Below are 13,102 nucleotides of genomic sequence, written 5' to 3' on the forward strand. Positions count from 1 at the left end.
AGTTATTCCTCCGTCTTCACTTTCTCAATCGCGACCTGCGCAGCCTGTTGTTCCGCTTCTTTTTTAGAACGCCCACTGCCAGTACCAAGGGGTTTATCATCTAACGAGACTTGAGAAATGAAGAGACGATTGTGTGCTGGTCCTTTTTCATCTACAATTTCGTATTTTAACTGGCCTGCATTGTCTTGTTGGATCAATTCCTGAAGCTGGCTTTTGTAATCCGATACTTTTGAAAAAGCTCCCACTTCTACTTTTGGGAACATGACCCGCTCTAATAATTCGGTTGCTTTATCAAGCCCTTGATCTAGATAGATTGCTCCGACTAACGCTTCGAAAACATCCGCAAGAAGAGCAGGGCGCTTGCGCCCTCCTGTATTCTCTTCGCCTTTTCCTAATAAGATAAAAGTTCCTAATTGAAGCTCATTGGCCAAATGAACAAGGGACGGTTCACAGACTATCGACGCACGAAGTTTCGTCAACTCTCCCTCAGTCATTTTCGGGTAGCGGTGGAATAAATATTGAGAGACAGCGAGTTCTAATACTGCATCTCCTAAAAACTCAAGGCGTTCATTGTCAATGAACGATTTGCGGCGATGCTCGTTCACATAAGATGAGTGCGTGAATGCTTCAAATAAAAGGCTTTCATTTGTAAATACGATTCCTGATTCCTGTTGGAATTCTGCAATCTTCTTTTTTGCCTCTTGGCTATATAGTGGTTTTTTCTTTTGGTCTTTCATTCTCCTCAGCCTTTCTCTATCTAGCGGTCTTTCCTTACTAGTTTACTGCTATTTCTAGTTGTTGCATAGTAAAAGTAAAAGCCGGAGAGACACGTCTCACCGGCTGTATACCTTCTTATTCACCAAGTTTGCTTTCAATGTATGTTACCGCTGAACCTACAGTTGAAATATTTTCTGCTTCTTCATCAGAAATTTCCATATCGAACTCATCTTCAAGTTCCATAACAAGCTCTACAACGTCTAATGAATCCGCGCCTAGATCTTCACGGAAAGAAGCTTCCATCTTCACTTCGCTCTCATCCACACCTAAACGGTCTACGATGACTTTAGTTACGCGCTCTAATACTGTTGACATGTGATGTCACCTCCCCTCACTAGTATACGAAACTTCAAGGCGATTGCCTAGATTACATGTACATTCCGCCGTTCACATGAAGCGTCTGTCCTGTGATGTAGCTGGCATCGTCTGATGCTAAAAAGGCTACTGCTGCCGCGATGTCTTCCGGTTTTCCAAAGTGGCTCAGTGGAATTTGACTGAGCATAGCTGATTTAATATCTTCCGGTAACTGTTCTGTCATTTCCGTTTCAATAAATCCGGGAGCAATTGCGTTCACCGTGATTCCACGGGAGGCAAGTTCGAGCGCTACCGTCTTGGTCATTCCGATGACACCTGCTTTAGCTGCCACATAATTCACTTGTCCAGGGTTTCCAGAAGCTCCAACAATTGATGAAATGTTGATGATGCGTCCCGAACGCTGTTTCATCATTTGACGCGTGACGGCTTTCATCGTCATAAACACGCCTTTTAAGTTCGTATCGATGACTTCATCCCACTCGGAATCTTTCATGCGCATCAAGAGGTTGTCTCTTGTGATCCCTGCATTGTTGACAAGGATGTCGACACGGCCAAATGTATCCACCGTCTCTTTAATAAGCGCAGTGACTTCGTCATGATTAGAAACGGACGCTTTGACAGCAATCGCTTTGCCACCTGCCGCTTCAATATCTGCTACCACTTGCTCTGCTTTTTGTTGACTGCCACTGTAATTGACGACGACCTGGGCGCCTTTAGCAGCTAAATATTTTGCGATGGAACTACCAATCCCACGAGAACCACCTGTTACAATCGCTGTTTTTCCTTGTAAAGTCATTAAGAGACCCCTTTCACAAACTGAATCGTCTTCACAAGACTCTCCGAATCATGGACGGAAAGTGTTGTAACCGAACGGTCAATTTTTTTCACAAGTCCAGAGAGGACATTTCCCGGTCCACACTCAATAAATGTGTCGACTCCGAGGTCAATCATTTTTCGCACGGATTCTTCCCAGCGGACAGGTGCTGTCACTTGCTCGATCAACAACTGACGAATTGGTTCTGCTGCCATCACCGGCTCTGCCGTCACATTGGCAATGACCGGCACTTTCGGTGTATTGACTGAAATCATAGCAAGTTCTACTGCAAGCTTTGAAGAAGCTGGCCGCATAAGCGATGAATGGAATGGCCCGCTAACCGCTAACGGAATGGCTCGCTTTGCTCCGTTTTCTTTTGCCGATTCGGATGCAAGACGCACTCCTTCTGCAGTTCCCGAGATTACGATTTGTCCTGGGCAATTCAAATTTGCAATTTGTACAGGGTGACCGCTAGCTGTAATCGCATCTGTTACTTCCTCGAGAGGCCCTGGTTCCATACCTAAGATGGCAGCCATCGCTCCTTGACCTGCGGGAACAGCCTCATTCATAAATTTTCCGCGCTTGTGCACGATAGTGGCACCGTCTTTTACAGATAACGCACCGGCCATGACCAGAGCAGAATATTCTCCTAATGAGTGACCTGCCAAATAGTCAGGCTGCACGCCGTACTCCATTAGTAGTGACGCTGCAATCGTGCTACTAAGTAGTAGAGCCGGTTGGGCATTGTATGTTTTCGTCAGGTCTTCCATCGGGCCTTCAAACATAAGAGTAGAAATAGAAAAACCGAGTGACTTTTCAGCTGTTGCTAAATACTTTTCATATTTGGAATAAGTACTGACTAGATCTTTAGCCATTCCTACTGTTTGTGATCCTTGACCTGGAAATAAAAATGCAATTTTCATTCGGATTGGTCCTTTCTGATGGTTTCTGCAATTACACCACTGACATTCCATTCCACCATGGTACGTGCTTGGCGAATAGCGTGGAAGATGGCATTGGCGTTAGACGAACCGTGCGCCTTGATAACAGGTGCATTGAGACCGAACAAGCCTGCGCCTCCGTATTCCGTATAATCCATCAAGCCTTTCAAATCGGACAGATCATTTTTGACAAGTGCGGCAGCAAGTTTCGTCTTAGTGGACTTCATAAATGTCGCCTTCAACATCTTGAACAGACTTCCAGCCGTACCTTCAATCGTTTTTAATACCATGTTCCCTGTAAATCCGTCTGTTACTACGACATCAGCAACTCCGTCTAACAGGTCACGCGCTTCCACATTGCCTATAAAGTGAACGGGTGCTTCTTCAAGTAAGCTGTATGCTTGTTTGGTCAAATCGTTTCCTTTGCCAGGTTCCGTCCCGATATTTAACAGTCCCACTCTCGGGCGCTCAATCGAACGGACATTTTGTGCGTAGATGGACCCCATTATAGCGTACTGAACCAAATGCTCTGGCTTCGCATCTGCATTAGCACCAAGATCAAGCATGACAAACCCTTTGCCATCAATAGTTGGAAGGGTCGGCGCTAATGCTGGACGGTCAATCCCTGGAATACGGCCGACAATAAACAGCCCTGATGCCATAAGGGCACCAGTATTCCCTGCTGAAATCGCTGCATCTGCTTCTTCGTCTTTTACTGCTTGTGCCATACGAACCATTGAGGCATCTTTTTTACGGCGGATGGCACGGACTGGTTCATCGGTCGCTTCAATCTTTTCTGTAGTTGGAATAAATGTTAAACGGTCATGCTGTTTGAGCAGCGGTGAGACTTCCGCTTCAATTCCGTAAAGCTGGATTTCAATATCGGTGAAGGCGTCGAGTGCACGGTACGCACCTTCTACGATTTCACGTGGGGCATTATCTCCACCCATTGCGTCTAAAGCTAATTTCATTCTGTCACCTTCTCTTCTGTCTTGGACACGTGATACATCTCAAACTCGCCTTCGAACACGACTTCTTGATGTACCTTGCTAGTTACATATATGGTAGAGTTTCGCTCGTTATAGCGAGCCGTTACATTGGCTTTCGCTACGACACGATCTCCTTTTTTCACTTGTTTCACAAAATGAATCGTAGCTTTTTTGGTCAAGGCGAGCTCGTCATCTAAAAGCGCAACAGCCAATGAATTCGCTTGAGCGAATAAATGGTGGCCTCGAGCAATATTTCGTGTGTGGAATACGTGCTCTTGTCCAATTTCTAGCATAGAAATCGCCGTTTCGCCTAAAGTCAGGTCAATAATTTCACCAATCACATCATCTTCCGTTAAGGAGCGCACCGTGGTTAGACGATCCGTAGCCACATGTTTGATTCGCTCACGTAGTTCAGGGATGGAAAGTTCCATACGGTCCAAGCGAATGGTTTGCACGCTCACATGAAAAGCAGTAGCTAATTGTTCATCTGTAATAAATGGGTTGTCATCCAGCTTTTTTTTCAAGCCGGTTTGTCGGTCTTTTTTAGAGTAACGCAGAATTATCACCTCAATTAGCACTTGGTACTAATATCAGTATATAAATACAAAAAAGAGAATGCAAGAACTCTTTCGTTCTGTGCATTCTCTAATCGATTCGTTGACCTTCTAAAATACCTGATTTCTCAAGAGCACTTCTATAGGCTGCCCACTCTTCAGATTCCCAAAAATAACTGCTGTCCACTAACTTTTCCGCGTCTTCTCTAGCCGTCTGTAGTGCTCTGTAATCGTGAACAAGATCCGCGACTTTGAATTCTGGCATCCCACTTTGCTTGCGGCCAAAGAAATCTCCAGGACCCCTGAGCTCTAAATCTTTTTCAGCAAGCGCAAAGCCGTCTGTCGTCTCCGTCATCGACGTCATTCGTTCTTTCCCAACCTCTGTCTTCGGGTCAGCTATCAATACACAGTACGACTGCTGGTCTCCTCGACCTACTCGGCCGCGGAGCTGGTGAAGCTGCGCAAGACCAAAACGTTCTGCGTCAAAGATCATCATAAACGTTGCATTTGGGATGTTAACCCCTACTTCAACCACGGTAGTGGAGACAAGGATCTGACTTTCATTCTCCGCAAAGCGTCTCATCACCTGATCCTTCTCGTCTGATGGAAGCTTTCCGTGCATGAGTTCTACTTTGTACTGAGGTTCATAGTAACTCTGTAATTGATGATAGATTTCTAAAACATTTTGCAAATCCAGTTTGTCCGATTCTTCGATAAGTGGACAAATGACATACGCTTGGCGACCGGCATCTAATTCTTTTTTGAGTCGTGCGAGTAGCGCCGGAAGCTGTTGCTCCTTCATCCAGTATGTTTCTATCGGCTTTCTTCCTGCTGGCATCTCATCTACTATCGTGACATCCATCTCTCCGAATGCCGTAATAGCTAGAGTTCGTGGAATCGGCGTTGCTGTCATGAACAATACATCTGGTTCCAAGCCCTTTTGCTTCAATACCCTCCGTTGCTCGACACCGAATCTGTGCTGTTCGTCAGTAACGACGACACCAAGATTCTGGAATTGCACATCCGGTTGGATCAAGGCATGAGTTCCGATGACTACATCGATTTTCCCTGTTTGTAAGCCCTCTAAGATTTGTCTGCGAGCTTTAGTTTTTGTAGACCCTGTCAACAGGGCCACTTGAATTCCAAGTGGTGCAAACCATTCGTAAAACGCATTCGCATGCTGTTCAGCAAGAATTTCTGTCGGAGCCATAATGGCTCCTTGCATGCCCGCACTATAAGCTGCGACTAGAGAAATAGCCGCTACAACGGTCTTTCCAGATCCTACGTCTCCTTGTAACAAACGATTCATCTGGTAAGGTGCACGTAAGTCCCTTAAAATTTCATCGACAGCTCGTTTTTGGGCACCCGTCAATTCATAAGGTAGAGACTTGATAAAGCTGGTAATCAATAACTGGTCATAGGAAACCGACCGTCCTACATTTGCTTCTTTGCGAAGTTTTTTGAGTGCCTGCATCTTTAACTGGAATTGGAGCAGTTCTTCATAGACGAAGCGGCGTCTAGCATGTTTGGTTTGCTCAGCATCCTCTGGGAAATGGATGGCTTGAAGAGCGTGGTACAAATCAGGCAATCTATAAGATTCACGAACAGATGCCGGTAACGGGTCCACCAAATCGTCTCTTGTTAGTTCAAACGCTTGAGTCAACAGACGTCGAAAGACTTTTTGAGTGACACGTCCTTTTAAGCTATATACCGGCTCAAAATCATGCGTGTCCGTTCGTGGACCAAGATGATGCGCAGAGGCTTGAATCACTTGTCTGCCTTTGTCCCACTTCCCTGAAATCGAGACAAGTTCTCCTGGAATCAGTTTTGCTTTTAAATACGGTTGATTGAAGAACACGGCTTTGATTAAATGACGACCAGTCAACACTTTCACTTGAAGCCTAGATTTTCTCCCCATGTATAAGACCGTCGGCTCGCTCTCAATTCGCCCTTCTACCGTAACGCGCTCATTGTGCTCGGTCATCGTCAAATCTTTGAGACGAAAATCTTCGTGTCTAGTTGGAAATGTGAAGAGGACATCTTCCAAAGTGGAGATGCCCAGTTCTTCTAGTGCTTCAGTTGTTGCTTTTCCGACACCTTTTAAAATCGAGATGGGCTGGGAAAGAGCACTATTGTTCACGGCCGACCACAGCTCCGCCAAAGATTTTCGCTTCAAGCCAACGACCTGTTGGAGTTGCTGCTAGACCACCTTGTGCAGTCTCTTTAAGAGCAGTAGGCATCGTTTGACCAATTTTATACATGGCGTCGATAACTTCATCACATGGGATGCGGCTTGTCACTCCTGCCAGAGCCATATCTGCAGCTACTAGTGCATTGGCTGCCCCCATCGCATTACGTTTGACACATGGTACTTCCACTAGACCCGCAACCGGATCACAGACAAGACCTAACATGTTTTTTAACGTGATAGCAAAGGCTTCCGAACATTGTTGAGGTGTTCCCCCTGCCATTTCAGTAATTGCAGCAGCAGCCATCCCAGCTGCAGAACCTACCTCTGCTTGACAACCGCCAGCCGCACCTGAGATAGAAGCATTATTTGCAACAACAAAGCCAAATGCCCCTGAAGTGAACAAGTAATTGATCATTTGTTCACGTGTTGGGTTCAATTTGTGAATAACGGCAAACAATGTACCGGGCACGACTCCTGCAGAACCTGCAGTTGGAGTTGCGCAAATTGTACCCATTGCTGCATTCACTTCATTAGTAGCTACCGCCTTACTTACAGCATCCAATAAGAGTTCTCCTGATAAGGTATTGCCTTTTTTCATATAGTTTTGAATGAGTACAGCATCCCCACCAGTTAGTCCAGAGGTAGAGCGGACACCTTTCAGCCCTTTTTCAACCGCTTCTTCCATCACAGTTAAGTTGCGATCCATTTGCTTCATGATTTCTTCTCTTGAACGATCCGTGATGAGCATCTCCTGCTCGATCATGATCTCAGATATTAATTTATTTTCAGTTTTTGCCCGTTCTACTAGCTCGCGGACATTCCGAAATAATACATCCATTTTATAACCCTCCTATTCAGCAATACGTGTGACTTGAGTGATATTTGGAAGAGCTGCAATCTGCTCGAGTACCTCTTGACTGACTGTCTGATCGACTTCAATGACCATTAGCGCCATATTGCCTTTTTCTTTACGAGACACTTCCATATGTCCGATATTGATCTGTTGCTCTGCTAGACAGCTCGCTACTGATGCGATACATCCGGATCGATCGTCGTGTACGACTAAGATAGCCGCATGTCCACCTGATAAACGAAGCGGGAATCCATTTAATTCAACGAGTTCCACTTTCCCTCCACCGATTGAGATACCGACGATAGACATTTCTTGGTGATCGTCACCTAAAACAATTCGTGCTGTATTGGGATGTTCTGTATGAGCACTTTCTGGAATAAATTCATAGGTCATACCAACTGATGCCGCTTCTTCAAATGCCGTCTTGATTCGTTCATCATCTGTATCGTAATCAAGAAGCCCTCCAACTATGGCAACATCCGTCCCATGTCCCTTGTAGGTTTCAGCAAACGAGCCATACAGATGTATTCGAGCCCAAGTAGGCTGTTTACCAAATAAATCTCGAGCAATGCGTCCAATTCTCGCCGCTCCAGCTGTATGTGAAGAAGATGGACCAATCATGACAGGTCCAATAATATCAAAAACAGATTTAAACTTCATAATTGATTCCCCCAAACCTTTATCCTTACCATTTTACTATGAAAACGCTTTATTATCTAGTTTGCTTAGATGTGGAGAACGCCACTCTAGAAATTTCATTAAAACCAGACGCACCAATTGAGGCGCACTTTGCCTCGGTTGGGGTGAATGGTTTTGATGGGGATTTCTGGCGTTCGCAACTCGATTGTTCCTAGACACGGCCCCATGTAACCTATAAAAAGAGAGTTTCTCAATCTCGAGAAACTCCCTTTTAAAGCCTTATCCCAACCTCGTGCTCTTTATTCTACTGATAAAATGTAAGGATACAGCGGCTGCTTGCCATTGTACACTTCCACTTCCACATCTGGATACGTTTCTTCCACCCATTCAGCTAATGATTGTGCATGATCTTCTGTAGTATCTTCACCGTAGAGAATGGTTAATAGTTCCGCATCTTCATCGATCATAGCACCAAGGAGTTCTTTAGCTGCTTCGTCTAAATCTTTCGTAGCTAAAATGATTTTACCTTCCGAAATCGACATGAAGTCATCTTTAGCAATTTCCACACCGTCGATAGACGTATCACGGACAGCATGCGTGATCTGTCCTGTCTTCACGTGCGCAAAGGCTGAAGTCATCGTCTTTTGGTTTTCTTCAACAGATGCTTCAGGATTGAATGCTAGTACTGCAGCCATACCTTGTGGAACTGTTTTCGTTGGAACAACTGCCGCTTCGATTTCAAGAAGCTCTGCAGCTTGTTCTGCTGCCATGATGATATTTTTATTGTTTGGCAGGATCAGGACGCGTTCAGCACCTACTTCTTCAATCGCTTTTACGATATCTTCCGTAGACGGATTCATCGTCTGGCCACCTTCAATAACTGCAGATGCTCCCAGGCTCTTCAACATCTCACTAACTCCAGAACCCATTGCAACCGTCACTACCGCATACGGATGTTTTGTTTTCTTAGAAGCTTTTGGCTGTTCACCGACGATGTCCGTATGCTGTTCACGCATATTTTCAATCTTAATTTTGATCAGTTCACCGTATTGTTGCCCATAAGAAAGCACTTCTCCCGGTTGTTCTGAGTGAATGTGAATCTTTGCCACTTCATCGTCTGAAATGACAAGAAGAGAATCACCAAATGCACTTAGATCATTACGGAAATCGCCTTCGTCGAATGCTTTTTTCGACTCATCTAGACGCACCATGAATTCTGTACAGAATCCGAACTCAATATCTGCCGTGTCCATGAAGCCTTGAATGGCCATATGATGCTCTGCACTCACCATCTCGTCCATTGAAGAAGCCACTGTTTTTTCAGGAAGCTCTTCACCTTTAAGCGATGCAAGGAACCCTTCGTAAACATACACCAGTCCTTGACCACCGCTATCGACTACACCTACTTCTTTTAGAACAGGAAGTAGGTCTGGAGTGCGCTTTAGAGAAGCTTTTGCTTCTTCAAGTGTCACTGTCATGAGTTCATCGATCGCATCAACTTCTTTAGCAGCTTCTACTGCTTTTTTAGCTGCATCTTTTGCAACAGTCAAAATCGTACCTTCAACTGGTTTCATAACGGCTTTGTATGCAGTATCTACACCATACTGAAGTCCTGCTGCAAATTGCTCTGCCGTCAGTTCTGCATGGCCTTCTACGGCTTTACCAAACCCTCTAAATAGTTGAGATAAAATAACGCCAGAGTTCCCGCGAGCTCCCATCAACAAGCCTTTTGCTAAGGATTGAGCTGTTTTTCCAAGATGTTCAGAAGTCCCTTTTGCGGTCTCAGCTGCACCTGATGTCATCGATAAATTCATGTTTGTTCCTGTATCGCCATCTGGCACAGGAAACACATTTAGTGCATCTACATACGCTGCATTTTGAGCCAAATGGTGTGCACCCATTTGAACCATTTCAGCAAATTGAATACCATTGATCGTTTTCATTGTGTTCTCTCCCTTACATTGTCGCGACGCGAACGCCTTGCACATAGACATTCACCGATTCAACAGCCATGCCTAATGATTTTCCTAGCGTATATTTTACTTTAGATTGAACTTGATAGGCGATTTCAGAAATTTTCGTTCCGTAGCTTACAATAATGTACATATCAATATGCACTTTTCCATCCACTTCTCGAACGAGTACGCCTTTTGCAAAATTTTCTTTTCTTAAAATATCAGCGAGTCCATCTTTTACTTGATGTTTGGATGACATCCCTACGATGCCGTAACACTCGATGGCAGCTCCACCTGCAATCTGAGCAATTGCATCTTGTGAAATTTCGATCTGTCCAAAGTCATTTTTAATTTCAATTGACATTGCTAGTTCCCTCCTACAGTCAAAGTGACTACCTTTCATTGTACTATAGGTTGCTAGGCATGAAAAGAAACGATTTGTTGAAGAGCTGTAAAGGAATTTTTCTTGATAACACTTGCGAACTGAAAAAAAGTGTGGTAAATTACTAAAGTATGTGAAATAACGAAGTAAAACAATAAGCATAGCTTCTTGTTGTGAGGAGGGAATTTAGTATGCCTAAACAATGTGTTATTACAGGACGCAAAGCTCGTACTGGAAACAGCCGTTCACACGCTATGAACGCTTCTAAGCGTACTTGGGGTGCTAACTTACAAAAAGTTCGTATTCTTGTAGATGGTAAACCAAAACGCGTATGGGTTTCTGCTCGTGCATTAAAATCAGGAAAAGTGGAGCGCGTATAATTCGCACTTCCTTTTTAAAAAGAACCACAGCTCTCTCACGAGATGCTGTGGTTTTTTTCTTTACAATGAAGAACAATCTCAATACCTTCGTAACAGCTGCAGGTAACTGAAATGTAATAACCTTCACTTAATCCCCACTTTCCTCGCGACTCTGTATAGTTAAACATATGCCCGAAGAAAATGTGATAGACCCGGTATCTTTCAAAATCTCATTGCTTGTAAATCGAGACGACTGCATCGCAATCGTATCAGCAGTAACAGGATATTTAAAACCTTCAAGAGTTAACCCTTTCACTTGCTGGTGCCACGAGAAAAAGGAACAATACGTGTACGAATCTTGCTGAAGAATAGTGGTGCCGGGTAAAAGGAAACGCAATCGGTTCGTTGCATTTGTAATTTCAAATTGAATAGTAGGATACCTTTGTTGGTAAGCAGCAACATCATGAAGAACAGCTTGATAATGATCGAGTCTTCCTCCTGTTACACCATAGAGTGTTACCCGTTCAGGCTCTTGTTGAACTGCTTTTTCGAGAGCTAGTTGTGTATCGGTCTCGTCTTTCTCAGCAGGTAACACAATCGCTCGACTCAATCGCGTGGCCCACTCCACTTTCGCTAGGTCAGAAATCGAGTCCATATCCCCAATGATACAATCCGGTTCAATTCCGACTTCAAAGAGATGCAACGCTCCACTATCCGCTGCAATCCAATAATCAGCTTGCATCTCTTTTGAAATCTCTTGACGAGGTCCTCCCGCACAAATTCCGATATGCATCGTTACGCTTCCTTGATGTCTTGTAATGCTTGTTCTTTGTCCGCTGCCCCGTAGATTGCAGAACCCGCTACAACAACTGTTGCGCCAGCAGATACACACTCTTTCACAGTTTCTTTATTTACGCCTCCATCAATCTCGATCTCAAAGTTCAGTCCACGTTGTTCTTTAAGTTCTGCCAATGCTTTGACCTTTTGCAGAACAGAAGGAATAAATGACTGACCTCCGAAACCTGGATTGACTGTCATAAATAAGACAACATCTACATCTTCTAGTAGATGTTCAATTGTTGAAATTGGCGTGTGTGGGTTTAATACGACGCCACATTGAATACCGAAAGATTTAATATAGTGCAGTGTCCGGTGCAAATGGCGACAAGCTTCTACGTGAACAGTGATGATATCCGCTCCGGCTTTTGCAAAGGATTCGATGAACTGATCGGGTTGTTCAATCATAAGATGCACATCTAACGGTAGTTTTGTATGCGGTCTGATAGCATCTACCACAAGAGCACCCATAGTGATGTTCGGAACAAAATGACCGTCCATAACATCTACATGAATCCAATCGGCTCCTGCACGCTCTACTATCTCAATCTCACTCTGAAGGTTTGCAAAATCTGCTGCTAAAATTGATGGTGCTACTTTTACCATTTTTAGTACCTCGGCTTTCTATCCATAATTTCTTGTAAAAATTGTAGGTAATGATCATAACGGTGCTGTGCAATCACCTGTTGTTCCACAGCCTCTTTCACAGCACATCCAGGCTCTTTTAAATGAAGACACCCTCTAAATTTACAGGACAACTCGCGCATCTCTATAAAACACGAGCCTAGTTCCTCTTTTTCGATATGATCAAGTTCAAATGTACTGAAGCCCGGTGTATCAGCAAGTAAGCCTCCACCTACTTCAATCAATTCTACATGTCTCGTCGTATGTTTTCCACGACCTAATGCCATCGAGATCTCACCTGTTTTTAACGCAAGATCAGGTAGCAATGTGTTCAACATGGTGGACTTTCCGACTCCAGATTGACCAGCCAAGACACTCACTTGATTAACGAGTAGCGGATTCAACTGTTGAGTTAGATCAGCGTCTCCTTTACTCGTATAGATGACTGCATACCCAATTCGTTCATAATACTGAGCTTCTCGTCTTACTTCTGCTTCTTGTTCAGGCGACAGTAAATCCATTTTTGTAATCATAATGACTGGATCGATTTGATGGCCTTCAATCACAGTAAGAAAACGGTCTAGTAAATGAACGTTAAAATCTGGCTCGGTAGCAGAAAACACGAGCAGCGCCTGATCCACATTAGCAATAGGGGGACGAACCAGTTCATTTTTCCGATCAGCGATTTCTGTCACTACGCCGTCATTCTCTCCATCAAATGTATAGGTCACGAAGTCACCTACAAGAGGGGATTGTCCCCTCTTTCTAAAGACTCCACGTGCCCGTGTTTGAATGAGCTCTCCTTGGTCGTAAATATAATAAAATCCACTCAACGCTTTACGAATTTGTCCTGTCGGCATCCCATTCCTCCT

General features: G+C 44.3%; 15 protein-coding genes. 1 reads left to right on the plus strand and 14 read right to left on the minus strand.

Annotated features, from left to right (window positions below):
• Positions 1-2: 2 nt before the first annotated feature.
• The 11 genes from rnc to CQS04_RS03250 form a co-directional block, all read right to left on the minus strand.
• Positions 3-737, minus strand: a complete 735-nt coding sequence (gene rnc, locus CQS04_RS03200) for a ribonuclease III (RefSeq protein WP_100352744.1) — start codon at positions 735-737, stop codon at positions 3-5.
• 115 nt (positions 738-852) lie between these two features.
• Complete coding sequence (gene acpP, locus CQS04_RS03205; RefSeq protein ID WP_094941632.1) at positions 853-1,092, minus strand: acyl carrier protein; 240 nt, start codon at positions 1,090-1,092, stop codon at positions 853-855.
• A 52-nt stretch (positions 1,093-1,144) separates the two neighbouring features.
• Positions 1,145-1,888: a 3-oxoacyl-[acyl-carrier-protein] reductase gene (fabG, locus tag CQS04_RS03210; RefSeq protein ID WP_100352745.1), complete on the minus strand. Its 744-nt coding sequence runs from the start codon at positions 1,886-1,888 to the stop codon at positions 1,145-1,147.
• Positions 1,888-2,829 (minus strand): ACP S-malonyltransferase, encoded by a 942-nt coding sequence (gene fabD / locus CQS04_RS03215; protein WP_100352746.1) that lies wholly within the window; start codon positions 2,827-2,829, stop codon positions 1,888-1,890. Before fabD ends, fabG begins: the two co-directional genes overlap by 1 nt.
• Entirely contained in the window at positions 2,826-3,818 is a 993-nt protein-coding gene (gene plsX / locus CQS04_RS03220; RefSeq protein WP_100352747.1) for a phosphate acyltransferase PlsX, read from the minus strand. The genes fabD and plsX overlap by 4 nt, the downstream gene beginning before the upstream one ends.
• A complete protein-coding gene (gene fapR / locus CQS04_RS03225; protein ID WP_100352997.1) occupies positions 3,815-4,393 on the minus strand; it encodes a transcription factor FapR in 579 nt (192 codons plus the stop codon). The genes plsX and fapR overlap by 4 nt, the downstream gene beginning before the upstream one ends.
• Positions 4,394-4,481: 88 nt before the next feature.
• The gene (gene recG / locus CQS04_RS03230) at positions 4,482-6,566 is read right to left on the minus strand and encodes an ATP-dependent DNA helicase RecG (protein ID WP_425430229.1); all 2,085 of its coding nucleotides are present in this window, start codon (positions 6,564-6,566) and stop codon (positions 4,482-4,484) included.
• The gene (gene sdaAA / locus CQS04_RS03235) at positions 6,520-7,419 is read right to left on the minus strand and encodes an L-serine ammonia-lyase, iron-sulfur-dependent, subunit alpha (protein ID WP_100352749.1); all 900 of its coding nucleotides are present in this window, start codon (positions 7,417-7,419) and stop codon (positions 6,520-6,522) included. The genes recG and sdaAA overlap by 47 nt, the downstream gene beginning before the upstream one ends.
• Before the next feature lie 12 nt (positions 7,420-7,431).
• Entirely contained in the window at positions 7,432-8,094 is a 663-nt protein-coding gene (gene sdaAB, locus CQS04_RS03240; RefSeq protein ID WP_100352750.1) for an L-serine ammonia-lyase, iron-sulfur-dependent subunit beta, read from the minus strand.
• Positions 8,095-8,372: 278 nt separating this feature from the next.
• Entirely contained in the window at positions 8,373-10,016 is a 1,644-nt protein-coding gene (locus tag CQS04_RS03245) for a DAK2 domain-containing protein (RefSeq protein ID WP_100352751.1), read from the minus strand.
• 13 nt (positions 10,017-10,029) lie between these two features.
• The gene (locus tag CQS04_RS03250) at positions 10,030-10,392 is read right to left on the minus strand and encodes an Asp23/Gls24 family envelope stress response protein (protein ID WP_094941625.1); all 363 of its coding nucleotides are present in this window, start codon (positions 10,390-10,392) and stop codon (positions 10,030-10,032) included.
• Positions 10,393-10,601: 209 nt separating this feature from the next.
• Between CQS04_RS03250 and rpmB the strand changes: the two genes are divergently transcribed.
• Positions 10,602-10,790, plus strand: a complete 189-nt coding sequence (gene rpmB, locus CQS04_RS03255; RefSeq protein WP_094941624.1) for a 50S ribosomal protein L28 — start codon at positions 10,602-10,604, stop codon at positions 10,788-10,790.
• 127 nt (positions 10,791-10,917) lie between these two features.
• Here the strand turns inward: rpmB and CQS04_RS03260 are convergent, their stop codons facing one another.
• Genes CQS04_RS03260 through rsgA form a run of 3 tightly spaced genes read right to left on the minus strand, consistent with a single transcriptional unit; the run spans position 10,918 to position 13,090 of the window.
• Entirely contained in the window at positions 10,918-11,562 is a 645-nt protein-coding gene (locus tag CQS04_RS03260) for a thiamine diphosphokinase (RefSeq protein WP_100352752.1), read from the minus strand.
• Positions 11,563-11,564: 2 nt separating this feature from the next.
• Complete coding sequence (gene rpe, locus CQS04_RS03265) at positions 11,565-12,212, minus strand: ribulose-phosphate 3-epimerase (RefSeq protein ID WP_100352753.1); 648 nt, start codon at positions 12,210-12,212, stop codon at positions 11,565-11,567.
• A 2-nt stretch (positions 12,213-12,214) separates the two neighbouring features.
• Positions 12,215-13,090 (minus strand): ribosome small subunit-dependent GTPase A, encoded by an 876-nt coding sequence (gene rsgA / locus CQS04_RS03270; RefSeq protein WP_100352754.1) that lies wholly within the window; start codon positions 13,088-13,090, stop codon positions 12,215-12,217.
• Positions 13,091-13,102: the final 12 nt, after the last annotated feature.

It is taken from the genome of Chryseomicrobium excrementi, from assembly GCF_002798305.1.
Taxonomy (GTDB): domain Bacteria; phylum Bacillota; class Bacilli; order Bacillales_A; family Planococcaceae; genus Chryseomicrobium; species Chryseomicrobium excrementi.

Excerpts from the sequence above, each read along its gene's own strand:
- rnc (WP_100352744.1), bottom strand. The coding sequence starts at position 737 with ATGAAAGACCAAAAGAAAAAACCACTATATAGCCAAGAGGCAAAAAAG.
- acpP (WP_094941632.1), bottom strand. The coding sequence starts at position 1,092 with ATGTCAACAGTATTAGAGCGCGTAACTAAAGTCATCGTAGACCGTTTA.
- fabG (WP_100352745.1), bottom strand. The coding sequence starts at position 1,888 with ATGACTTTACAAGGAAAAACAGCGATTGTAACAGGTGGTTCTCGTGGG.
- fabD (WP_100352746.1), bottom strand. The coding sequence starts at position 2,829 with ATGAAAATTGCATTTTTATTTCCAGGTCAAGGATCACAAACAGTAGGA.
- plsX (WP_100352747.1), bottom strand. The coding sequence starts at position 3,818 with ATGAAATTAGCTTTAGACGCAATGGGTGGAGATAATGCCCCACGTGAA.
- sdaAA (WP_100352749.1), bottom strand. The coding sequence starts at position 7,419 with ATGGATGTATTATTTCGGAATGTCCGCGAGCTAGTAGAACGGGCAAAA.
- sdaAB (WP_100352750.1), bottom strand. The coding sequence starts at position 8,094 with ATGAAGTTTAAATCTGTTTTTGATATTATTGGACCTGTCATGATTGGT.
- CQS04_RS03245 (WP_100352751.1), bottom strand. The coding sequence starts at position 10,016 with ATGAAAACGATCAATGGTATTCAATTTGCTGAAATGGTTCAAATGGGT.
- CQS04_RS03250 (WP_094941625.1), bottom strand. The coding sequence starts at position 10,392 with ATGTCAATTGAAATTAAAAATGACTTTGGACAGATCGAAATTTCACAA.
- rpmB (WP_094941624.1), top strand. The coding sequence starts at position 10,602 with ATGCCTAAACAATGTGTTATTACAGGACGCAAAGCTCGTACTGGAAAC.
- CQS04_RS03260 (WP_100352752.1), bottom strand. The coding sequence starts at position 11,562 with ATGCATATCGGAATTTGTGCGGGAGGACCTCGTCAAGAGATTTCAAAA.
- rpe (WP_100352753.1), bottom strand. The coding sequence starts at position 12,212 with ATGGTAAAAGTAGCACCATCAATTTTAGCAGCAGATTTTGCAAACCTT.
- rsgA (WP_100352754.1), bottom strand. The coding sequence starts at position 13,090 with ATGCCGACAGGACAAATTCGTAAAGCGTTGAGTGGATTTTATTATATT.